Origin of the sequence: Pseudomonas sp. SCPG-7 (assembly GCF_002156405.1) — a bacterium.
Taxonomy (GTDB): Bacteria; Pseudomonadota; Gammaproteobacteria; order Pseudomonadales; family Pseudomonadaceae; genus Aquipseudomonas; species Aquipseudomonas parakoreensis.
The window spans coordinates 24739-46121 of the sequence record NZ_MVOO01000005.1 but is presented as its reverse complement, the minus strand read 5'-3'; the positions used below and the strand labels follow the sequence as shown (position 1 = coordinate 46121).

21 protein-coding genes are annotated in these 21383 nt (G+C 62.0%); 12 read left to right on the top strand and 9 right to left on the bottom strand.

All coding sequences use genetic code 11. The annotated features are described in order from the left end of the window. Window positions 1–36: 36 nt before the first annotated feature. Window positions 37–807, bottom strand: coding sequence for a tellurite resistance TerB family protein (locus tag B1722_RS11670; RefSeq protein ID WP_086792827.1), 771 nt, complete (start codon window positions 805–807; stop codon window positions 37–39). 250 nt (window positions 808–1057) lie between these two features. On the opposite strand from B1722_RS11670, the gene pcsA reads away from it, so the two are divergent. Then, a complete protein-coding gene (pcsA, locus tag B1722_RS11665; RefSeq protein WP_041073513.1) occupies window positions 1058–1780 on the top strand; it encodes a phosphatidylcholine synthase in 723 nt (240 codons plus the stop codon). A gap of 137 nt (window positions 1781–1917) precedes the next feature. Here the strand turns inward: pcsA and B1722_RS11660 are convergent, their stop codons facing one another. The 3 genes from B1722_RS11660 to B1722_RS11650 form a co-directional block, all read right to left on the bottom strand. Next, complete coding sequence (locus B1722_RS11660; RefSeq protein WP_086792585.1) at window positions 1918–2730, bottom strand: class I SAM-dependent methyltransferase; 813 nt, start codon at window positions 2728–2730, stop codon at window positions 1918–1920. A 30-nt stretch (window positions 2731–2760) separates the two neighbouring features. Next, window positions 2761–3033, bottom strand: a complete 273-nt coding sequence (locus B1722_RS11655; protein WP_007962415.1) for a DUF4242 domain-containing protein — start codon at window positions 3031–3033, stop codon at window positions 2761–2763. 191 nt (window positions 3034–3224) lie between these two features. Continuing rightward, complete coding sequence (locus B1722_RS11650; RefSeq protein ID WP_086792583.1) at window positions 3225–3488, bottom strand: DUF2790 domain-containing protein; 264 nt, start codon at window positions 3486–3488, stop codon at window positions 3225–3227. 297 nt (window positions 3489–3785) lie between these two features. On the opposite strand from B1722_RS11650, the gene B1722_RS11645 reads away from it, so the two are divergent. The 6 genes from B1722_RS11645 to B1722_RS11620 all read left to right on the top strand — a co-directional run bounded on the left by B1722_RS11645 (window position 3786) and on the right by B1722_RS11620 (window position 11592). Next, window positions 3786–4526, top strand: coding sequence for a response regulator (locus B1722_RS11645; protein WP_041073520.1), 741 nt, complete (start codon window positions 3786–3788; stop codon window positions 4524–4526). Then, window positions 4523–5836: a HAMP domain-containing sensor histidine kinase gene (locus B1722_RS11640; RefSeq protein WP_086792581.1), complete on the top strand. Its 1314-nt coding sequence runs from the start codon at window positions 4523–4525 to the stop codon at window positions 5834–5836. The genes B1722_RS11645 and B1722_RS11640 overlap by 4 nt, the downstream gene beginning before the upstream one ends. A 241-nt stretch (window positions 5837–6077) precedes the next feature. After that, window positions 6078–8258, top strand: a complete 2181-nt coding sequence (locus tag B1722_RS11635; RefSeq protein ID WP_086792578.1) for a hypothetical protein — start codon at window positions 6078–6080, stop codon at window positions 8256–8258. Next, window positions 8245–9273, top strand: a complete 1029-nt coding sequence (locus tag B1722_RS11630) for an NAD(P)/FAD-dependent oxidoreductase (RefSeq protein WP_086792575.1) — start codon at window positions 8245–8247, stop codon at window positions 9271–9273. The genes B1722_RS11635 and B1722_RS11630 overlap by 14 nt, the downstream gene beginning before the upstream one ends. A gap of 276 nt (window positions 9274–9549) precedes the next feature. Beyond that, on the top strand, window positions 9550–10596 hold the full coding sequence (locus B1722_RS11625) for a class I SAM-dependent methyltransferase (protein ID WP_086792574.1): 1047 nt from the start codon (window positions 9550–9552) through the stop codon (window positions 10594–10596). A 153-nt stretch (window positions 10597–10749) separates the two neighbouring features. Next, entirely contained in the window at window positions 10750–11592 is an 843-nt protein-coding gene (locus B1722_RS11620; RefSeq protein ID WP_086792573.1) for an NAD-dependent protein deacetylase, read from the top strand. A gap of 120 nt (window positions 11593–11712) precedes the next feature. Here B1722_RS11620 and B1722_RS11615 read toward each other — a convergent pair whose 3' ends face one another. Beyond that, window positions 11713–12588, bottom strand: coding sequence for a LysR family transcriptional regulator (locus B1722_RS11615; protein ID WP_041073532.1), 876 nt, complete (start codon window positions 12586–12588; stop codon window positions 11713–11715). A 265-nt stretch (window positions 12589–12853) separates the two neighbouring features. On the opposite strand from B1722_RS11615, the gene B1722_RS11610 reads away from it, so the two are divergent. The 3 genes from B1722_RS11610 to B1722_RS11600 are packed head-to-tail and all read left to right on the top strand — an operon-like array spanning window position 12854 to window position 15435. Continuing rightward, on the top strand, window positions 12854–13552 hold the full coding sequence (locus B1722_RS11610; RefSeq protein ID WP_003226174.1) for a CoA transferase subunit A: 699 nt from the start codon (window positions 12854–12856) through the stop codon (window positions 13550–13552). A 24-nt stretch (window positions 13553–13576) separates the two neighbouring features. After that, window positions 13577–14242, top strand: coding sequence for a CoA transferase subunit B (locus B1722_RS11605; protein WP_041073534.1), 666 nt, complete (start codon window positions 13577–13579; stop codon window positions 14240–14242). A gap of 11 nt (window positions 14243–14253) precedes the next feature. After that, window positions 14254–15435 carry an acetyl-CoA C-acetyltransferase gene (locus B1722_RS11600; RefSeq protein ID WP_041073536.1) on the top strand — a complete coding sequence of 394 codons (1182 nt, stop codon included), beginning with the start codon at window positions 14254–14256 and terminating at the stop codon, window positions 15433–15435. A gap of 249 nt (window positions 15436–15684) precedes the next feature. Here B1722_RS11600 and B1722_RS11595 read toward each other — a convergent pair whose 3' ends face one another. After that, window positions 15685–17004: an Nramp family divalent metal transporter gene (locus B1722_RS11595; protein WP_041073538.1), complete on the bottom strand. Its 1320-nt coding sequence runs from the start codon at window positions 17002–17004 to the stop codon at window positions 15685–15687. A gap of 144 nt (window positions 17005–17148) precedes the next feature. Beyond that, entirely contained in the window at window positions 17149–17685 is a 537-nt protein-coding gene (locus B1722_RS11590; protein WP_086792825.1) for a chalcone isomerase family protein, read from the bottom strand. A 133-nt stretch (window positions 17686–17818) separates the two neighbouring features. Here B1722_RS11590 and B1722_RS11585 point away from each other — a divergent pair, with 133 nt between their 5' ends. Both B1722_RS11585 and B1722_RS11580 read left to right on the top strand, forming a co-directional pair. After that, the gene (locus tag B1722_RS11585) at window positions 17819–18613 is read left to right on the top strand and encodes a hypothetical protein (RefSeq protein ID WP_041073540.1); all 795 of its coding nucleotides are present in this window, start codon (window positions 17819–17821) and stop codon (window positions 18611–18613) included. Between the two features lie 75 nt (window positions 18614–18688). Then, window positions 18689–19255 (top strand): hypothetical protein, encoded by a 567-nt coding sequence (locus B1722_RS11580; protein WP_086792572.1) that lies wholly within the window; start codon window positions 18689–18691, stop codon window positions 19253–19255. Window positions 19256–19258: 3 nt separating this feature from the next. On the opposite strand, the gene B1722_RS11575 is transcribed toward B1722_RS11580, so the two are convergent. Both B1722_RS11575 and B1722_RS11570 read right to left on the bottom strand, forming a co-directional pair. Beyond that, complete coding sequence (locus tag B1722_RS11575; protein WP_086792571.1) at window positions 19259–19975, bottom strand: alpha/beta hydrolase; 717 nt, start codon at window positions 19973–19975, stop codon at window positions 19259–19261. A 175-nt stretch (window positions 19976–20150) separates the two neighbouring features. After that, window positions 20151–21263: a succinylglutamate desuccinylase/aspartoacylase family protein gene (locus B1722_RS11570; protein WP_041073546.1), complete on the bottom strand. Its 1113-nt coding sequence runs from the start codon at window positions 21261–21263 to the stop codon at window positions 20151–20153. Between the last annotated feature and the right edge of the window lie 120 nt (window positions 21264–21383).

Genomic DNA, 21383 nt, shown 5'->3' with positions numbered 1-21383 from the left:
GGAGCTGCCGAAGGCTGCGATCTGTTGACTTTTGCTTCAGCCCTGCCCCTTGGCCTGCTGTTCCAGGTGCACCTGCAATTGCGGATCGATCTGCAGGGCGGCGGCCAGTTCATCCAGATAGTTGCGTTCGGCGTCCTGCTGATCGTCCACCAGTATCACGCTGACCAGGTACATTTCGGCGGCCATGGCCGGGTCGCCGTTGGCGGCCTCGGCGACTTCGTTCGCATCCAGTGGTTTGGCGACTTCGCTTTCGAACCACTGCTGCAATTGCGGATCGTCGGTGTGCTTGCTGATTTCACTGTTGATCATCTGTTGTTCCCGGGTATCGATCTCACCGTCGGCCTTGGCTGCGGCGATCAGCGCCCGCAGTACGGCATGACTGTGTTCCTCGACTTCGGGCCCGGCCAGCAGGTTGGCGGTTGGCGGGATCTTTTGCGGTGCCGCTGAGGCCTGACTGCGTTGCCAGGCCTGATACGCCTGGAACGCCATCATCCCCAGCGACGCCAGCGCCGCATAATTGTTACCACCGGAGCGGCTTTGCGTACCGCCACCCAGTGCCCCACCCAACGCGCCGCCCAAGCCACCACCGCTACCGCCGCCGAGCAGACCACCGAGCAAACCGCCCAGACCGCCCAGCCCACCGGACTGCGCCGCACTGCCGCCGGGGCCTGCACCGCCACCCAACAGACCACCGAGCAAGCCGCCCAGTCCGCCGATTCCGTCCGGATTACCGGCCGAGTCAGCACGTTGTTGTCCCGCCGAGGCCTGGCCTCGCAGCAGTTGTTCGAGCAAATCGCTGGTGTTCATGATGTCGTCCTCAGGCATTGGCATTCACTGCGTCAGGCAACGATAGACCGGCGCAGCCATCGCGCCAGCACCGTCTGGCTGACACCGGCGGTTTTCGCCGAGGTATTTTTCGAGCGGCCAGCTAAGATTCAACAGTGGTGAACCTTATCCCGGCCAAACCGGTCGATAGCTGCAACCCCGACCCGGTTTGCCGGCGCCCTTTGCTCGAGGGTGATACCCGGCTTGCTTCATTTTTCTGGAGAACGCCCCTGTGATATCGACCGTACACATCGCCAGGCTCAAAGCATGGGGCGCCCATGGTTTTACCGCGACCGGCGTGGTCACTGCCTTTCTGGCGACCCTCGCCCTGCTGGAGAACCAGCCGACCCATTGCCTGATGTGGCTGGGTGTGGCATTGATCGTCGACGGCCTCGACGGGGCGCTCGCGCGCAAGGTCAATGTGCAATCGGTGCTGCCGAGTTTTGACGGTTCGATCCTCGATCTGGTGATCGACTACCTGACCTACGTGTTTATCCCGGCGCTGTTCATCTACCGCTACATCCCCCTGCCCGACTACACCCTGCTGCTGAGTGTGTCGCTGATTCTGGTGTCTTCGCTGTTCTGCTTCTGCAACGTCAACATGAAAAGCAAGGACAACTATTTCGTCGGTTTCCCCGCCGCGTGGAACGTGGTTGCCCTGTGCCTGTACATCATTGGCCCGGGACCGTGGATCACTTTCCTGACCATCATTGGCCTGGCGCTGCTGACCGTCACCCGCATGAAGTTCCTGCACCCGTTCCGTGTGCGCCGGTTCATGCCGATCAACATCGCGGTCACGGCAATCTGGCTGTTGTGCAGCCTGTCACTGGTGCTCAATCACCCGGTGATCAATCCGCTGGTGATGGGGTTGTGGCTGCTGATGTCGGCGTACTTTCTGGGGATCTGCATCTGGCGTACGGCGCTGGAGTGGGTTGATGGGGCACACCTGAAATAGCGCCAGACCAGCCAAACACGAATACCTGTGGGAGCTGGCTTGCCAGCGATTTCGTACTGTCAGTCGATATCGTTTTGACAGAACGGCCGCCATCGCTGGCAAGCCAGCTCCCACAGGGATTGGCATTGTTCCGCCATTCAGCGTTTGGTGATCACCACCTCCAGATACTCGCTCGGCACCACCAGCGAAGCGGCTCCCGCCCGATTCGAGCGGTTGAGCAAGTCCGCCAGATCACTCTCCAGCGCCTGACCGCTTTCCGGCGGCAATGCCGCGAAAGCCTTGTGCACCGGCCCGTACCAGTGACGGAAGATGTCGATGAAATGCGCTGCCGAGCGATAACGGAAGTTGAACGTGCGGCGTGTGACCTGCAGCAGAAATTCACGTTCATCGAAGTGGCTGTGCAACCACGCTTCGGTGCCCCAGTTTGACGGTGGCTGCGCCACGGCAGGCGGCGGCACGTGACGGCCGAGAACCTTGAACATCTGGCCGACGAAACCTTCCGGCGTCCAGTTCGCCAGGCCGATGCGCCCGCCACGCCGGCAGACCCGCGCCAGTTCCGCCGCCGCAGTCGCCTGATCCGGGGCAAACATCACGCCGAAGGTCGACAGCACCGCGTCGTAACTCTCGTCAGCGAACGGCAACGCTTCGGCATCGGCGACCTGAAAAATCACCTCCAGATGTTCGGCTCGCGCCCGATCCTGCCCACGTTCGAGCAGCGCCGCGACATAGTCGGTCGAGGTCACCTGGCAGCCACGCCGCGCTGCCGCCAGGGTCGCATTGCCGTTGCCGGCGGCGACATCCAGCACCTCTTCATCGCAGCGCAGGTCGCAAGCCTCGGCGAGGTTTTCGCCGACGATCTGCAAGGTGGTGCCGATCACCGCGTAATCGCCGCTGGCCCAGGCGACTTTCTGGCGCTCCTTCAGACCCGTCAGATCAATGGGCGTACTCATCAATCGTGCTCCGCAGCAGGTTGGAGAACTTCATTCAGCCGTGGTCGGGTCAATGACCGTCATCACCCGTGCCACGCTGTTGGCCGGGAAGCCGCCCAGCCTGGCGTGCTCGCGCACCTGCTCTTCGTCAGGGGCGATGTAAACGCAATAGATTTTGTCGGCGGTGACGTAACTCTGCAGCCACTGCACTTGCGGCCCGAGTTCACGCAACACTTGGCAGGAGGTTTGCGACACGGCTTGGAGTTCTTGCGGCGACAGCTTTCCGGCCCCTGGAATCTCGCGTTCAATCACGAATTTCGGCATGGCAACCTCGCGTTCTTTTTATCAAGGACAGGGTCGGCAGTGGCCCTGCCTGTTCACTATCGCGCCGAGGGTCGATGGCGTCCGTGCCAATCGTCCGAAGAGCACGTAAAACAAGGGCTGGGCCGATGAATGGCGGTTTTTTGTAAAGCCTGCGAAACACCGTCGGGACTGCTCGGGATGGCGAGGAGCACTCAATTTTCGTTGTTGCAGCCATCGGCGAATTTACGGTAATCCAGCACTTGGGTTTTGCCTGCCGAATCGAGGTAGGTCATGCGCGCATCGACAATGCCGCAGGTCACCGAGGTGTCCTGAGTCATCGACAGCACTTTCTGCACGTCCAGGTGCGTGCCGTAGGTGTAGGTGTGCGGGGTGATATCGGCTTCGGCACGGACCGACAGGGTGCAGATGTTCAGGGCGGCGAACAGGCAGGCGGCGATCACGGATGTGCGGGTCATGGCGGTTACCTCAAGGCGTGGATGGGTTGAGCCGAGGCAAGCTGGGTGCGCCTCGATGGAGCCTATTTGAGGCGCCTGAGGTATCACGTCTGTGTCTGGAAATGCCCGTTATGACGCGCTATGTATCTGCGCCACCCGGAGATACACAGCGATACAAAACCCTGAAAAAATCGCGTTTTTGCGTGTGTATGTATCCGTCATGGCGCCAGATACACTGCAATACAAACCCCGACAGGCAAGCCGGCGCAGGCTCGATAGACTGCATGGCATTGCCCTTTGATTAGAGGTTCTGCACCGATGGAACATGTCGATCACATTCTCATCGTCGACGACGACCGCGAGATCCGCGAGCTGGTTGGCAATTACCTGAAAAAGAACGGCCTGCGCACCACCGTGGTCGCCGATGGCCGACAGATGCGCAGCTTTCTCGAAGCCAACACCGTCGACCTGATCGTGCTCGACATCATGATGCCCGGCGACGATGGTCTGCAGGTGTGCCGCGAGTTGCGCGTGGGCAAGCACAAGGCCACGCCGGTGCTGATGCTCACCGCGCGCAACGATGAAACCGACCGCATCATCGGCCTGGAAATGGGCGCTGACGATTACCTGACCAAACCGTTCGCTGCCCGCGAACTGCTGGCGCGGATCAACGCCGTGCTGCGGCGCACGCGGATGCTGCCGCCGAACCTGGTGGTCACCGAAAGCGGTCGGCTGCTGGGTTTCGGCCGTTGGCAGCTGGACACCTCAGCCCGCCATTTACTGGACCAGGACGGCACGCTGGTCGCGCTCAGCGGCGCCGAATACCGCTTGCTGCGGGTGTTCCTCGATCACCCGCAACGGGTGCTCAGCCGCGATCAGTTGCTCAACCTGACCCAGGGGCGCGAGGCCGATCTGTTTGATCGTTCCATCGATCTGCTGGTCAGCCGCCTGCGCCAGCGTCTGCTCGACGATGCGCGCGAACCGGCTTACATCAAGACCGTGCGCAGCGAAGGTTATGTGTTCTCGCTGCCGGTAGAAATTTTCGGGGCTTCGGCATGAGTTTCAGGCTGCAGTGGCCGCGTACGCTGGCGTCACGCTTGTCGCTGATCTTTCTGGTCGGGCTGATCCTCGCTCAGGCACTGTCGTTTGGCGCGCAGTACTACGAGCGTTTCCAGAGTGCCCGAAGCACCATGCTGGGCAATATGCGAAACGACGTCTCGACGTCGATCGCCATCCTCGACCGTTTGCCCGCGCAGGAACGGCCCGCCTGGCTCAAGCAACTGTCCCGCAGCAACTACGACTATCTGTTGAGTGTCGGCGAATCCGGTGCGCCGCTCGACCCCGAGGCCGACGAGGTGCCGGTGGCCGTGACCTCGATCAGCGCCGCGCTCGGCGGTGCACACCCGCTGGGCTTCACCCGGTTTGCCGGGGAGCAAAAACACTTTCAGGCCCATGTCAGACTCAGCGACGGCAGCCCGGTGACGATTGATGTGCGTCCGGCGATGCCGCCCTTGTCGCCGTGGCTGCCGGGGGTCTTGCTCGGACAACTGGCGTTGCTGATCGCCTGCACCTGGCTGGCGGTGCGCATTGCCATCCGCCCCCTCGCCCGCCTCGCCAACGCCGTGGACACCCTCGATCCCAACGCCCATCCCGTGATGCTCGACGAGCAAGGCCCGATCGAAGTAGCCCACGCCGCGCGGGCCTTCAACGCGATGCAGACGCGCATCGCCGCGTATCTGAAGGAGCGCATGCAACTGCTGGCAGCGATTTCCCACGACCTGCAAACCCCGATCACCCGCATGAAGCTGCGTGCCGAGTTCATGGACGACTCAGTGGAAAAAGACAAACTGTGGCACGACCTCGGCGAAATGGAGCACTTGGTCCGCGAAGGCGTGGCCTACGCCCGCAGCATCCATGGTTCGACCGAAGAAAGCCGGCGCACCGACCTCGATGCCTTCCTCGACAGCCTGGTGTTCGATTACCAGGACATGGGCAAGGATGTACGCCTGATCGGCAAGAGCGCGGCGGTGATCGATACCCGCCCCCAGGCCCTGCGGCGGGTGCTGGTGAACCTGACCGACAACGCGTTGAAATTCGCCGGTGCCGCCGAAGTCTGGGTCGAAGCCCACAAGGATAGCCTCGCAATCACCGTCATGGATCGCGGTCCGGGCATCGCCGACACCGAACTGGCGCACGTGCTGCAACCGTTCTATCGCGTGGAAAACTCGCGTAATCGTGATACCGGCGGTACCGGTCTGGGACTGGCGATCGCCCAGCAACTGGCCATGGCCCTCGGAGGTTCGCTGACCCTGAGCAATCGCGAGGGCGGAGGGCTGTGTGCCGTGCTGAAGCTGCCGCTGCAGCCCTGAGCCGTTCAACGGCCTCTGTTCAATCGCTGCCGACAGGTAACTGACGGTTAACGTGCACATTGTTGCGCCATGCCTGCACCTTTGTCGCAATCCACTGACTGCGCCGCCGGGTTGTCGCACTTATCGTTATGTTGTCCGTTTCGCGTTGGCGACCACTGGTCACCACTGTCAGATCTGACAGTGGTGAATCAGCGTCGGGATGCGGTTCCATGGCGATTGGTCCAACCTGTCGGGGCGCCACATGACTCTGCTCGAATCCGTCAGCCACGTGTGTACGCGCCTTGCCCCCGGCGGCTGGCATTCGCTGATGCTCGCCCACGGCCTGGATCTGCTCGGTGAACCGTTCGCTGCCGAACTGCAAAAGCCGCTGAACATCGACCGCTCGATACCCGGGTTTGCCGATTTCACAGTGGCCGGCAGCCGCGCGATCGAAGCCGGCGTGCCGGCGCACAGCCTGCTGTATCACGCGCTGGCCTCACCCGATGTGCTCTGCGATGAGAACGGGCAAACATTGCAACTGTTTCCCACCGCCGCCGAGATCGAGACGGTGCTCGACTATGTCTACAGCGTCATCCCGCCCACGCTCGACAGCCTGCGCCACAAAGCCCGGGGCGCGCCGTTGGCGGTGGTCGCGTTCGCCAGTGAATATCGTTGCGCCGCCGACACCGTGCATGGCCGGCATGCCGACCTGTGCTTCTCGCGTACCGGTATCGCCCGCGTCGGCACCGCACCCGCGCGCTATGACGCGATGCGGCGCAGTTTCCTGCCCTTTGTCGACGATGACCCGCACGGCATCCAGGTGATGCCGGTACGCTACAGCGCCTACATTGCCGTGCAACTCAAGGGCGATGCCGAACGCTTCGGGCCGATGGATTTCCAGGTGGATCTCGACCCCGGGCTGGATTTCTGGGTGCCCCTGCACAAGTTGTTCAATGGTTCGCAGTGCCTGGAGGGGCTGAACCTGACGCTGACGCTGGACAACCACCAGATCAACGAAAAACTGCGACACATTCATTTGCGCCACAGTGGCACCGGTTGGCAGGAACCGCAGATCAGCCAGCCGCCCTTCGTCGTGACGGACAATCTTGCGCATTGGGCGTCGGCTGTGGATCTCGGGCCGGGTCTGCTGGTGCCGGAAACCAGAGCCCGGCTGGTTGCGCCCGTCGAGTACCAGGGCAAACCGTTGTCCTTTGTGCTGCCGGCCAATACCGGCGGTATGGTGCACGGACGTCACCGGGTCGAGGCGGATGGCAGCATCGAAGACCTGAACGACCACGAAGGTGTCGACGAGTTGGTTCGTCAGGGCGGTTATCGCGCCTTGCATTATCAGGACGGCACCGCCGATGGCTGGGTGTTGCCACGCTGCCGCATGCTGGAAAACTGCTTGCCGACCGTAGCCGCCTATTCGCTGATCGGCCCTCCGGATTTCTACCCGTTATGCACTCAACGCCGGCTGTTGCACTGGCTCGGCAATGAACCGTCGCTACCAGATGCCGGCGTCTGGCACGCCCGACTGGAAGCACTCTCTAACGTACGCTACTGCGCCAACCTGGACTTGCAGGATCAATTGTTCTCCCCGGCTGACCGCGGGGTGAGCGCGATAGTCGGCCTCGTCGATCAGCTCGGCCCGCCGCAATCCAACGGCGCACAAACGTCACCCTCGCGGCCCACCTCGCTGCCCGACGGCGCCGCCGGTGTGTTCGGGCCGGGCTGGGAGGTCGGCTGGGTTCGCCAGCGCACGGCGGACGACGAATGGATCAACGTCCTCGCCGGTTATCAGATGGCCAGCCCGTTTCCCGAGGATGCCAAGATCTGCGCCGCGCTAGGTTCTTTCTGGCCCGGGGTCGCGCCGGATTCGGCACGGGTCTTCGAACCGCGCTCGACGCTGCACAGCATCATTCCCCTGACCGATGAGGAAATCGGCATGGGCGGCGTGGCCTGGGATAATCAGCGCGCCCCGCAACTCATCACTGAAGACGAGCACCTGATCGTCCAATACCACGCGTACGCCCATGCCGATTACACACAGGTGGCCCTCGATGGCCGGTTTTCCCTGAGCCTGACCGGCCACACCGCGCAAGCCGCGTATCAGCAACGCGTGCGCTCGATGTATCGCGTGTACCGCGTGCTCGGCGCCGCCAGCGACAAGCCACTGCGCAATGCCTGGCCGCTGCTGTCGTTCGTTGAGTTGCAGCGGCCGAATGCCGAACTTGAAACCGCGCAGGAAGAGTCTGGGCGGGTTCTCGACGGCTGGGTGCAGCGTTTTTTGCTGTACAGGCGCGGTGCCGTGAAAGTCGCTGAAAGTGATTTCAGGTTACGCCACGTTGAAGTCGAAGAGCGGGTGATTCTGCTGCTCAGCGCGGATGCAATCCTGATCAAACGCGACACCCTGCCATGGCAGGTAGCTGATGAAGCCATTTGACGTCGTGATCATCGGCGCCGGGCCTGCGGGCAGTGCAACCGCGATCAGTTGCGCCCGACACGGTCTGCGTGTGGCCTTGATTGAACGGCAGGCGTTCCCGCGCTTTCGCCCCGGGGAAAGCCTGCATCCGGGCATCGAACCGCTGCTGCAGCAACTGGGGGTTGCCGAGCAATTGTGTGGCCGCACGGCCCGGCGCTTCGACGGCCACTGGGTGCACTGGGACGGCGCACCGCGCTTCAATGGTTTTGGTGCCGATGATCGCGGCGCCTGGCAGGGTTTTCATCTGGAACGAGCGCAACTGGATGCGGCGTTGCTATCGAGTGCCGCCGCGTTGGGTGTAGAGGTTAATCAACCCTGCCGGGCACGACGGGTACTGACCCAAAGCAACCGAGTAATCGGCGTGGAAACCGACAGCGGCTGCTTCTACGCGACCTGCCTGATCGACGCCAGCGGCGCTGGCTGCTGGCTCGGTCGCCAACTCGGTTTGCCGGTGCGCCACTGTTCACCGCCGCTGGTGGCGCGTTACGGCTACCTGCAGGGCCACAGCGCGACCTATGCAACGGCCGCGCATTTGCTGGCCGAGCCTGACGGGTGGACCTGGATCGCCCAGGTTGAGCCCCAGTTGCTGCACTGGACGCGCCTGACATTCGAAAACAACGGCCGATCGGCGAGCCTTCCCTTGGCGCTGCATGCATTCCCGGCCGTGGGGCCGATACGAGGCGCCGATGTGACCTGGCGCATCACCACGACCGCCGCCGGTGCCGGCTTTTTTCTGGTCGGCGATGCGGCCAACCGGCTAGACCCGGCGTCCTCCCACGGCGTGCTGAAGGCGTTGATGAGCGGTATGCAGGCCGCGCAAGCCGTGGTGGATTGCCTGCGCAAACCGGCCTTGCAAATACCGGCGCAGGCGCAATATCGCCATTGGCTGAACGCTGGATTCGCGCGCGATATGACGCACTTGCGCAATTTCTATCGTCAGCATCCCTGCCCACCGTCCTGGCTGCCTGTCGCATGACTCACAGGAAGCTGGCGAGCACGGAGTCCTCATGAAACCGCCGCAACAACGCCGAGCCGCCGACTGTATTCTTCCCACAGTGATAAAACCGCACTGTCTTTGCAGGTTCACAAAGCCTGCAGGTTGCCGCAGCCCGGCTAGACTGATTTATTACCCAGTCGAGGGGGCTGCAGGACGCATCGTCTCGCCCTGCCCGCATCCACGACCACCGCCCGGTGGTGTATGCCTCGACCTTCAACACCGCCGGACTGTGATCCTGTTTCAGGAGCACATGTGATGGACGAGGCCCGACTCAACGCATTCATGGGCAAACTGGTCAACGACATGGGCGGCGCCGCAATGCTGGCGAACGTCATCGTTGGCGAAGAACTCGGGCTGTACCGGGCAATGGCCGACAGTCAGCCGATCACCCCGCAAGCCCTCGCCGAAAAAACCACCTGCAATCCCCGACTGGTGCGCGAATGGCTCAGCGCGCACGCCGCGTCTGGCTACATGGAACATCACGATGGCCAGTTCCGTCTGCCGGAAGAACAGGCACTGGCACTCGCCGTCGAAGACTCACCGGTGTACGTCGCCGGCGGACTCGGCGTGGTGGCCTCGTTTTTCCACGACAAGGACAAACTGGTCAAAGCCATGCGTGGCAACGGCGCCCTGCCCTGGGGCGATCACCATCCGTGCATGTTCAGCGGTACCGAGCGCTTCTTCCGCCCCGGCTATAAGGGGCACCTGATCGCGGAATGGCTGCCGGCGCTGGACGGCGTGGTGGCCAAGCTCGAAGACGGCGCCAAGGTCGCCGACATCGGCTGCGGCCACGGTGCCTCGACGGTGATCATGGCCCAGGCGTTTCCCAACTCGCGCTTCGTCGGTTTCGACTATCACGCACCGTCGATCACCGTCGCCACTCAGCGCGCGGAAGAAGGCGGCGTCAGCAGCCGGGCGAAGTTCTTCCAGAACACCGCCAAAAGCTACCCCGGTGACGACTATGACCTGATCTGCTATTTCGACTGCCTGCACGACATGGGCGACCCGGTCGGCGCTGCGCGGCATGCGTTCGAATCATTGAAGGACGACGGCACGGTGCTGTTGGTCGAGCCATTTGCCAACGATGCGCTGGACGACAATATCAACCCGGTCGGACGCCTGTTTTACGCGGCCTCGACCTTTATCTGCACGCCGAATTCGCTGTCTCAGGAAGTCGGCCTGGGGCTCGGTGCGCAGGCGGGTGAAATGCGCTTGCGCAAAGTGTTTGCCGAGGCTGGGTTCAAGCACTTCCGCCGGGCGACGCAGACGCCGTTCAACCTGATTCTGGAGGCGCGCAAATAAACCACCGCTGTCACCTGTGGCGAGGTAGCTTGCTCCCGCTGGACTGCGCAGCAGGCCTGTTTTTGGGCTTGTTTTGCAATCCAGCGGGAGCAAGCTCCCTCGCCACAGGGTTAATGCTAACCTGCGGGCATCGTCCTCCCCGGAGTGCTGAGCATGCTCGACAGCCCGATCCGCGAACACTTCAACACCCTGTGCCAGGCCATGGCCGATGGCGATTTTCTGGTGCTGACCGGCGCCGGCATCAGCACGCCATCGGGCATTCCGGATTACCGCGATAGCGAAGGTGTGCGCCGGGGCCGGCAGCCGATGATGTATCAGGAATTTCTCGCTGCCCCCGAATCCCGTCGCCGCTATTGGGCGCGGGCCATGCTCGGCTGGCCCCGGGTGCGCCAGGCGCAACCCAACGCGGCGCATACAGCACTGGCGGATTTGCAGCGCCAGGGACGGATCAGCGCCTTGATCACACAGAACGTCGACACCCTGCATGATCAGGCCGGCAGTCAGGATGTGATCGAACTGCACGGCAGCCTGCACCGGGTGCTGTGCCTGGATTGCGGCCAACGCAGCGCGCGCGATGAGATTCAGCAACGCATGGTCGAGCAGAATCCGTATCTGGCCGGGGTCGATGCGGTGCAGGCGCCGGACGGCGATACCCTGCTCGATCCGGCCTTCGAGGCGCGCTTTCAGACACCGCAATGCCCGTATTGCGACGGGGAGCGGATGAAGCCGGACGTGGTGTTCTTTGGCGAGAACGTGGCGCCGCCGACGGCGGCGCGGGCCATGGCCGCAGCGGAAAAAGCCGAGGGTTTGCTGGTGGTGGGTTCGTCGCTGATGGCGTATTCGGCGTTCCGTCTGTGCCGGGTGATCGCCGATCGCGGCAAGCCGTTGCTGGCGATCAATCTGGGCAAGACCCGCGCCGATGATCTATTGGATCTGAAGATCGAGGCGTCATGCGAACAACTGCTGCCGTTGCTTGCGCAACACCTATCTACCTGAATGCCGAAAATCCCTGTAGGAGCTGCCGAAGGCTGCGATCTTTTGGCTTTGTTTTTTTTAGAAGCAAGATCAAAAGATCGCAGCCTTCGGCAGCTCCTACCGGGGTTCAACGTTTGAAGATCAGTGTTCGGCTTTGAGGATGTCGAACAGTGCCTGCGCCGCCGCCGACAGTTCATTGCCTGGCTCGGTCAGCACGCCAATCGCTCGCTCCACAGAATCATTCAAGGTCAGGCAATGCGCGCCCAGTTCGAGCATCTGCTCGGCACACAACGCCGGCACTGCACTCACTCCCAGCCCACTGGCGACCATGCGCCCGACGGTTGCCAGTTGATGGCTTTCGAACTCCACCGGGAGCTTCATGCCCCGCGCCTGCAAGTGTTCTTCGAGCATCACCCGCACTGTCGACGGCCGTTGCAGGGTGATGAACGGTTCCTGCAGCAAGGTCTGCCAGTCGATTTCGCCAAGCCTGGCCAGCGCTGAATCTTGCGGCACCACCGCGACAAAGCGGTCCATGTACAACGGGGTGAACGTCAGCGAGGTGTTCTGCATCGGCTCGAACGCGACACCCAGTTCCACGTGGCGGTCGCGCACCATTTCCAGCACTTGCTCGTTGATCACGTCGTTGACCGTGACATTGACGTTCGGATAGCGCGCGCGAAACGTCTTGAGGATCGGCGGCAACAGGTTGCCGGCAAACGACGGCATCGCCGCCAGCGTCACCCGCCCGCGTTGCAGGCTGAAACGCTGGCGCATTTCGTCTTCGGCGTTGTCCCAATCGGCGATCAGGCGCCGAGCCAGCGGCAGCAGCGATTCGCCCTCGGCGGTCAGCGCCACATTGCGCGTGTTGCGGCTGAACAGCCGCCCGCCCAGCCCCTCCTCCAGCGCCTTGATGGTCAGGCTCAGCGCCGATTGCGACAGGTGCAGACGCTCGCAGGCCACGGCGAAACTCAGGCTCTGGGCCACGGCGAGGAAGGCGCGGATCTGTTTGATGGTCATACTGGATAACGCCCTGTTAGCGATATTGCCGGATAAACACCGTACCCACTGTAGGAGCTGCCGCAGGCTGCGATCTTTTGATCTTGATCCTAAAAAACAACATCAAAAGATCGCAGCCTGCGGCAGTTCCTACAGGTAACAGTCAAAATTATTGAGTTTTATCTATTAATCAACCTTAAAAATCAACTTAACAAATATATCCTCCAGCGAGACACTCCAGTCATTCGGCTAGCCAGCCGCCCGACAAACAATAAAAGAGGTGCATATGGCAGGTTTCGACAAGCGCGTGAGTTCCTACGAGGAAGCTCTGGCCGGTCTTGAAGATGGCATGACCGTGATCGCCGGCGGCTTCGGCCTGTGCGGCATTCCGGAAAACCTGATCGCCGAGATCAAGCGCAAGGGCACCCGCGACCTCACCGTGGTTTCCAACAACTGCGGCGTCGACGGTTTCGGCCTCGGTGTGCTGCTGACCGACCGCCAGATCAGCAAAGTGATTGCCTCCTACGTCGGCGAAAACAAACTGTTCGAAGAGCAGCTGCTCAAGGGCGACATTGAAGTCATCCTGACCCCGCAAGGCACCCTCGCCGAGAAAATGCGCGCAGGCGGCGCCGGTATCCCGGCCTTCTTCACCGCCACCGGCGTCGGCACCCCGGTTGCCGAAGGCAAGGAAGTGCGTGAATTCAACGGGCGCAAGTACCTGATGGAAGAATCCATCACTGGCGACTTCGCCATCGTCAAAGGCTGGAAAGCCGACCATTTCGGTAACGTCATCTACCGTCACACCGCGCAGAACTTCAACCCGCTGGCGGCCACCGCCGGCAAGATCACCGTGGTCGAAGTCGAAGAAATCGTCGAGCCCGGCGAACTGGATCCGTCGCAGATCCACACCCCCGGCATCTACGTCGACCGGGTCATTTGCGGCACGTTCGAAAAGCGCATCGAACAGCGCACCATCCGCAAATAATTCAGGCTGACGGAGAATAAAAACATGGCACTTACCCGCGAACAAATGGCTCAGCGCGTCGCCCGCGAAATGCAGGACGGCTACTACGTGAACCTCGGTATCGGCATTCCGACCCTGGTCGCCAACTACATTCCCGAAGGCATGGAAGTCATGCTGCAATCGGAAAACGGCCTGCTCGGCATGGGCCCGTTTCCGACTGAAGACACCATCGATGCCGACATGATCAACGCCGGCAAACAGACCGTCACCGCGCGCATCGGCGCATCGATCTTCAACTCCGCCGAATCCTTCGCGATGATTCGCGGCGGGCATGTCGACCTGACCGTGCTGGGCGCGTTCGAAGTCGACGTTGAAGGCAACATCGCCTCGTGGATGATTCCCGGCAAACTGGTCAAGGGCATGGGCGGCGCGATGGATCTGGTGGCTGGCGCCGACAACATCATCGTGATCATGACCCACGCCTCCAAGGACGGTGAGTCCAAACTGCTGAGCAAATGCAGCCTGCCGCTGACTGGCGCCGGCTGCATCAAGCGCGTACTGACCGACCTCGCCTACCTGGAAATCGAAAATGGCGCTTTTGTCCTCAAGGAACGCGCACCTGGCGTCAGCGTCGAGGAAATCGTCGCCAAAACCGCTGGTAAACTGATCGTCCCGGATCACGTACCGGAAATGCAGTTCGCTGCCCAGTGAGGAATTCGAAAATGCAAGACGTCGTAATTGTTGCCGCCACCCGCACCGCGATCGGCAGTTTCCAAGGGTCGCTGGCCAGCGTGTCCGCGGTGGATCTGGGCGCTGCGGTGATCCGCCAACTGCTCGAACAGACCGGTCTGGACGGTGCGCAGGTCGATGAAGTGATCATGGGCCAGGTGCTGACCGCCGGCGCTGGGCAGAACCCGGCGCGTCAGGCGGCGATCAAGGCTGGCCTGCCCCACGCCGTGCCGGCCATGACCCTGAACAAGGTCTGCGGCTCGGGCCTGAAGGCCCTGCACCTGGGCGCGCAGGCGATCCGCTGTGGCGATGCCGAGGTGATCATCGCTGGCGGTCAGGAGAACATGAGCCTGTCCAACTACGTGATGCCGGGTGCTCGCACCGGTCTGCGCATGGGTCACGCGCAAATCGTCGACACCATGATCAGCGATGGCCTGTGGGATGCGTTCAACGATTACCACATGGGCATCACCGCCGAGAATCTGGTCGATAAATATGAGATCAGCCGCGAACAGCAGGACGCCTTCGCCGCCGCTTCGCAGCGCAAGGCCGCCGCAGCCATCGAAGCCGGGCGTTTCGTCGATGAAATCACCCCGATTCTGATCCCGCAGCGCAAAGGTGATCCGGTGGCGTTCAAGGTTGATGAGCAACCGCGTGGCGATACCACCGCCGAGTCGCTGGCGAAACTGCGTCCGGCGTTCAAGAAGGATGGCAGCGTCACCGCCGGCAACGCCTCTTCGCTGAACGACGGCGCCGCCGCCGTCATCCTGATGAGCGCCGAGAAAGCCAAGGCCCTGGGCCTGCCGGTGCTGGCGAAAATCGCTGCTTACGCCAATGCGGGTGTGGACCCGGCGATCATGGGCATTGGTCCGGTCTCGGCCACCCGTCGCTGCCTGGACAAGGCAGGCTGGAACATCGGCCAACTGGACCTGATCGAAGCCAACGAAGCCTTCGCCGCACAATCGCTGGCGGTGGCCAAAGATCTGCAATGGGATCTGGACAAGGTCAACGTCAACGGCGGCGCCATCGCCCTCGGTCACCCGATCGGTGCGTCGGGCTGCCGGGTGCTGGTGACTTTGCTGCACGAGATGCTCAAGCGTGATGCGAAAAAAGGTCTGGCGACCTTGTGCATCGGCGGCGGTCAGGGTGTGGCGCTGGCGCTGGAACGCGGTTAACCCAGAGGAGCAATACAGGCGGCGGACGGATCCACGACATCCACTGCTCGCTGGCTACAAAAAAACCGGTGCGACTTGCGTTGCACCGGTTTTTTTTGCCTGAATTTTGTGTCGATCTTCAGGGCCCCATCGCTGGCAAGCCAGCTCCCACAGGGTCTTGGGGTGTACAAAGCATTTGAATCCACCCTCAATCACTGTGGGAGCTGGCTTGCCAGCGATGAGGCCGGTTCAGGCAACACAAAACATGGCTCACACCACCATCTGCAGAATCAACCAGGCATTCGCCCCACTGATCACCACAAACAATCCCCACGCCAGCACCCGGGTCGGCAGCCGATTCACAAACGGCCCCATCAGTTGTTTGTCGCTGGTCATGCGAATCAACGGGTACAGCGCAAATGGCAGCTGCAGGCTCAACACCACCTGACTCAACACCAGCAATTTGCCCACCGCGTTATCGCCCATCAGCCACACGCCAATGAATGCCGGGATCAACGCCAGCCCGCGCGTGATCAAACGCCGCTGCCAGCAGGGAATCCGCAGGTTCAGGTAACCCTCCATGATCACCTGCCCGGCGATGGTTCCGGTGAACGTCGAGCTTTGCCCCGACGCCAGTAACGCGACGCCGAACAGCACACTGGCCAGCGCGCCACCGACCAGCGGGTCGAGCAGGTGGTAGGCGTCCTGAATATCGACCACGTCGGTATGCCCGGACTGGTGAAAAGCGGCCGCCGCCAGAATCAGGATCGCCGCGTTGACCAGCAGCGCCAATGCCAGCGAACCGATGGTATCGATCCGCGCCAGGTTCACCGCGTCCTGCTTGCTGGCCAGATCCTTGCCGATCATCCGCGTCTGCACGATCGAAGTGTGCAGGTAGAGGTTATGCGGCATCACCGTCGCGCCAAGAATACCGATCGCCAGATACAACGGCGCGGCATCACTGATCGCCGAGAGCGACGGTTTGAATCCGGCGAACACCTGCGGCCAGTAAGGTTTGATCAGCACCAGCTCAACGAAGAAACACACGCCGATGGTCGCCACCAGCACCAGCATGATCGCCTCCAGCCGACGGAAGCCACGGTTCTGCAAGGCCAGCACCAGCAGCGTGTCGAAGGCGGTCAGGGCAATGCCGAAGGTCAGCGAACAGCCAAGCAACAAGTGAAACGCCAGGGCGCAGCCGAGCACTTCGGCCAGATCAGTGGCGATGATCGAGATTTCCGCCAGCACCCATTGCAGGCGTGCGGTCGGGGTGCTGTAGCGCTCGCGGGACAATTGCGCGAGATCACGACCGGTGGCGATGCCCAGGCGCGAGCACAGGCATTGCACGACCATTCCCGCCAGACTTGCGAGCAACACCACGAACAGCAGGCTGTAACCAAAACGCGAACCGGCCTCGATGGCGGTCGCCCAGTTGCCGGGATCCATGTAGCCGATCGACACCAACAGGCCGGGACCGGCAAAACGCAGCACGCGTTTGAAGAACGAAGCGTTCGGATCGACCGCGACGCTGCCGGCTACTTCTGGCGGGCAGAACGGCGCAGTGGCGATTTTGGGTAAGCTGAATTTCACGCACACATCCAGAAACAAGTTCGAAAGACGCAGCTTAGACGTTTCAGTTGAACCCTTGAAGAGCAAAAGATCGCAGCCTTCGGCAGCTCCTACACTGGAATGCGTTCCCCTGTAGGAGCTGCCGAAGGCTGCGATCTTTTGACTTTAATGGCTCATGCCCAGTAACTGCTGACGCAACTCGGGATTACGGGTGCGCGGATCCAGCCAGATATCGAAAAACGCCCGGGCAAACTGCGGATCATCGATTTCATGCTGCAACTGCTGACCGACAAAGAACCGCGCACCCTGCCCCGGCAGGTACACGCCGGTAATCCGCGTACCCGCCTGCACATCGACGAACGATTGCTGCATTTGCCCTTGCCACTTGGCCAACTGCGCGGGGCTGACGCCTGAGCCTGCCAGCCGTTTGATTTCATCGACACTGGCCTGCACCAGATCATCGCGCGAGATCTTGCGCCGGTAGATCAGCTCCAGGGCAAAGGGCTGTTCGGTCGACAACGGGCGTGCCGCGCTCCACAACCGGGCGTTGTAGACGTCGAAGCCGAACACACTGAAATCGCCGGTGCCGATGATTTGCGCGCCGGGCACCGCGTCCTGCCAATTGGCCCAGGTGGGCGTGAGTAACAACGCCCACAAGCCGATGCCACAGCACCCACGCAGCAACTTCGAAGGTTTGCTCATCGCCGCCATAACTCCCGCTTGAACCCTGATAGCCAGAGCATAGCGGATGTCCGCCCAGCGCTTTGTATACAATGTTTGTCGATCAACGCACCAATCGGTTACCTTGGCCGTTCCATCCCCGGAGGCCTCCCGCGTGCTGATCCTCAAATTACTGCTGATCCCCGGTTTCCTGCTGCTGATTTCCCTCGCCGGCAAGCGCTGGGGACCGAGCGTCGCCGGTTGGCTGTCGGGGCTGCCGGTAGTGGTCGGGCCGATTCTGTTTTTCCTCGCCATCGAACAGGGGCCATCGTTTGCTGCGCAGTCGGCGGTCGCGGCGCTGTCGGCGATGTTCGCCATGATCGCCTTCTGCGTCACCTACGCGCAGGTGGCGCAGCGGGCGAACTGGCCGTTGGCGCTGACGATTTCCCTGACGGTTTGGGCGGTGCTGGCGCTAATGTTGTCGCTGATTCCGTCGTCACTGACGTTCTCGGTCGCGGCGGCGGCCACTGCCCTGCTCGCCGCGCCGTATCTGTTCCCCAACGTGCAACCGGTGCTGAACGGTCCGGCACCGAAGTCGGACAAACTGCTCTGGCGAATGATTGCCGGCGCGGCGCTGACGCTGTTGGTGACGATGCTCGCCAGCACCGTGGGCGAGCGCTGGAGCGGTCTGCTCGCGGTGTTCCCGGTGCTCGGGAGTGTGATGGCGGTGTTTTCTCAGCAGACCCGTGGCCCGGCGTTTACTGCGGCATTGCTACGGGCGACGGCGACGGGCATGTACTCGTTTTCGGCGTTTTGTCTGGTGTCGGCGCTGACCCTGCCAAGCCTCGGCCTCAGCGGTTTCATCGTCGGTGTCGCGGTGTCGGTGGCCATGCTCGGGGTCACCCGCAAACTGCTGGCCCGACCTGTTCCGGCAAAAAACCGTATTCCCGAGGCGGATGTCAACACCTGACAAACCGCGCTGGAATGCCGGGCATGCTCCGTGGGATCATCGCCGCCCTGGCGCGACCATCCCTCGGAGATTCACATGTCATTGCTCAGCAAGAAAGCCGTCGTCCTGTTGCTGGCGGCGGTCGCCGGTCTCGGCGCCCTCAACGCCCAGGCAGCCAAGCCCAAGGAAAAGGCCTCGACCAACAACGTGTCGATGCTCGACGGCAAGTTCACCTTCGTCCTGCCCAAAGGCTTCACCGCCGACCCGCTGCCAGCCGGGCCGACCGGTGCCAAGGGCACGATGTACACCAATCAGGCGACCAAGACCGTAGTCATCGCTGCGGAAAACCAGATCGCCGGTGGCGCCAGCGTCAAGGACAACGACAACGAATTTCTCGACGGCAGCCTGGCAAGTTTCATCGATGACCAGCGCAAGGCCTTGCCGGACTTCAACAAGCTCAGCGAAAAAAGTCTGACCCAGAAAAGCAGCGGCCTCGGCGTGCGTCAGGTCGACAGCACCGCCACTCAGGGCGGCGGCCAGACACTCAATACCACCCTGCTCGCCGCCTCCGGCAAGCGCATGGCTTTGGTCCAGGTAATTTCCCGGGCCAGCGACAAAAGCGGTCACGATGCGCTGGTGAAAACCATCCTCAAGGACAAGTGATCCCTACGGATTGAGCTGCTGCAGCCAAGCGTTCAAGTCGCGCAGTTCGGCAGAACTGATGCTGTGGCCGACACCGGGATAAGCATGAAACTCGGGGCCGTAGCCGAGTTTCTGCAGCAGCGCATTGGCTTCGGTGCCGTCGCGGTACGGCACTCGATCATCGGCGGTGCCGTGGCCGATGAAGACCTTCAGCGGCAACGGTGGCTGCTGCGCCTTGAGCTCGGTTTTCAATACCGGCAACAGGCGTCCGCTCAGTGCTGCGATACCGCCGACCGCCACGGGCGGACGCAGGCCCACTTCGTAGGTCATCATTGCGCCCTGGCTGAAGCCGATCAGGTACACCTTGTCCGGGCTGGCGTGATATTTCCGCGCTGCCTGCGCGACAAACTCCCGCAATTTGCGGCCGCTGGCCTGCAGATCATCGGTCTCACCGTTGTAGGCCCCTTCGCCCTTCTTGCGAAACCACTGGAAACGCCCTTCGCCCAACGCCAGCGGCGCCTGCACCGAGAGGTAGTTGTACTGCGCCGGCAGCTGAAATTTCATACCGATCAGATCGGCTTCGTTACTGCCGTAGCCGTGCAGGAATATCACCAGTGGTCGAGTGTTCGCGTCCGGGTGAACCTGTTCGATGTATTTCAGTGGCAAGTCGCTTTGCAGCGTGGTTTGCGCGTGGACGGCGCTGGACGCCAGGAGGGTTAACAGGGCAAACGCCTTCAACATAGAGCCTTCCTTCGCGGAGTGTCGGGTTCGGGGCAGCCTAACATTGTCTGAACGTTGTGGTGTCGCGGATGCCGCCATCGCTGGCAAGCCAGCTCCCACAGTGATCGGTGGTGTTCACAAAACCTGTGGGAGCTGGCTTGCCAGCGATGAGGCCAGCAAAAACACGGAAGATCTGTCAGTCGTTGATCAACTTGCCCACCCGGATCGGTTCACGCCCTGCCACTTTGGCCTGCCAGATCCCCGGCTGGGTATAACGCCCACGATCAATCGCAAACAGCACGCCACTGGTACCGGCGCGGACAGTGGTGAGGCGGTCATTCAACGGATCCACCACCTCGAACAGCGCATCGCCCTTCTCCACCCATTCCCCGGCATTACGCAGGAAACTGACCACGCCGTGGTGCGGCGCGAACAGGTATTCGGTGCCTTCGAACGGCATGCCTTCGCAGCACTCGTTCGGGGCCGCCGGCCATTCGCCGCTGATGAAACCCTGCTCGGCGAGAAAGCCGAGTATCGCTTCGCAATTGGCCTGCGCCTGATCGACCCGGGTGTCGCCCATGCTGCCCAGTTCCAGGGTGGTGGCAAGGTTTGCCGGGGGAATCGCCGCGTTCGGAAACGCCCGCGCCAGACGCAACCAAGGCGATGAGCACGACTCGTCGAACGAACTGCCGCCGGAGTCTTCACACAACAGCGCAACGCCGGCCTGCAGTCGCGCCGCCAGCGATTGCCAGCGCGGCCAGTGTTGCGGCAGCGCGTAGAGGTGAATCGCCGCCTCAAAATCGCAATGCAGATCCAGAGTGATGTCGGCGTCGCAGGCATGGCGCAGCAGCAAGCGGTGCAGCGCTTCCAGTTGCGAGGCCGGGGCTGGCAACTCATCGAGCACCTCGCCCATGGTCTGGCGGATCAGCGCGATGTTGGCCTCGGCGTCGCTGCCCAGTTGCTCGCCGATTCGCGCCGCCACCGGCGCACTGAGTTCAACAAACGCGCGGTTGAAATTCTTCCCGCTGCCCAGCTCGAAGCGGCCCATGTGGCTGCCTTGCAAATGCTGATCGAGCCCGATCGGGTTGGCCACCGGCACCAACTCGATCACCCCTTGCAGACGGCCCTGCTGCTCCAGCGCGTTGAGGCGTTGCTTGAGTTCCCATGCGGTGCGCATGCCCGGCAGTTCGTCGGCGTGCAGACTGGCCTGGATGTAGACCTTGCGGCTGCCCGCGCCGTAACGGAAGACGCTGAGGGAACGTTCGCTGCCCAAGTGGCTCCAGGGCAGGACATGGTCGATGCGTTGCATGGGAAAACTCCGATAAACCTGTAGGAGCTGCCGCAGGCTGCGATCTGTTGATCTTGCTTTTCAGAATCAAGATCAAAAGATCGCAGCCTGCGGCAGCTCCTACATTGGATAGGTGTTGGC

Excerpts from the sequence above, each read along its gene's own strand:
- B1722_RS11670 (WP_086792827.1), bottom strand. The coding sequence starts at position 807 with ATGAACACCAGCGATTTGCTCGAACAACTGCTGCGAGGCCAGGCCTCG.
- B1722_RS11660 (WP_086792585.1), bottom strand. The coding sequence starts at position 2,730 with ATGAGTACGCCCATTGATCTGACGGGTCTGAAGGAGCGCCAGAAAGTC.
- B1722_RS11655 (WP_007962415.1), bottom strand. The coding sequence starts at position 3,033 with ATGCCGAAATTCGTGATTGAACGCGAGATTCCAGGGGCCGGAAAGCTG.
- B1722_RS11650 (WP_086792583.1), bottom strand. The coding sequence starts at position 3,488 with ATGACCCGCACATCCGTGATCGCCGCCTGCCTGTTCGCCGCCCTGAAC.
- B1722_RS11645 (WP_041073520.1), top strand. The coding sequence starts at position 3,786 with ATGGAACATGTCGATCACATTCTCATCGTCGACGACGACCGCGAGATC.
- B1722_RS11640 (WP_086792581.1), top strand. The coding sequence starts at position 4,523 with ATGAGTTTCAGGCTGCAGTGGCCGCGTACGCTGGCGTCACGCTTGTCG.
- B1722_RS11635 (WP_086792578.1), top strand. The coding sequence starts at position 6,078 with ATGACTCTGCTCGAATCCGTCAGCCACGTGTGTACGCGCCTTGCCCCC.
- B1722_RS11630 (WP_086792575.1), top strand. The coding sequence starts at position 8,245 with ATGAAGCCATTTGACGTCGTGATCATCGGCGCCGGGCCTGCGGGCAGT.
- B1722_RS11625 (WP_086792574.1), top strand. The coding sequence starts at position 9,550 with ATGGACGAGGCCCGACTCAACGCATTCATGGGCAAACTGGTCAACGAC.
- B1722_RS11620 (WP_086792573.1), top strand. The coding sequence starts at position 10,750 with ATGCTCGACAGCCCGATCCGCGAACACTTCAACACCCTGTGCCAGGCC.
- B1722_RS11615 (WP_041073532.1), bottom strand. The coding sequence starts at position 12,588 with ATGACCATCAAACAGATCCGCGCCTTCCTCGCCGTGGCCCAGAGCCTG.
- B1722_RS11610 (WP_003226174.1), top strand. The coding sequence starts at position 12,854 with ATGGCAGGTTTCGACAAGCGCGTGAGTTCCTACGAGGAAGCTCTGGCC.
- B1722_RS11605 (WP_041073534.1), top strand. The coding sequence starts at position 13,577 with ATGGCACTTACCCGCGAACAAATGGCTCAGCGCGTCGCCCGCGAAATG.
- B1722_RS11600 (WP_041073536.1), top strand. The coding sequence starts at position 14,254 with ATGCAAGACGTCGTAATTGTTGCCGCCACCCGCACCGCGATCGGCAGT.
- B1722_RS11590 (WP_086792825.1), bottom strand. The coding sequence starts at position 17,685 with ATGAGCAAACCTTCGAAGTTGCTGCGTGGGTGCTGTGGCATCGGCTTG.
- B1722_RS11580 (WP_086792572.1), top strand. The coding sequence starts at position 18,689 with ATGTCATTGCTCAGCAAGAAAGCCGTCGTCCTGTTGCTGGCGGCGGTC.
- B1722_RS11575 (WP_086792571.1), bottom strand. The coding sequence starts at position 19,975 with ATGTTGAAGGCGTTTGCCCTGTTAACCCTCCTGGCGTCCAGCGCCGTC.
- B1722_RS11570 (WP_041073546.1), bottom strand. The coding sequence starts at position 21,263 with ATGCAACGCATCGACCATGTCCTGCCCTGGAGCCACTTGGGCAGCGAA.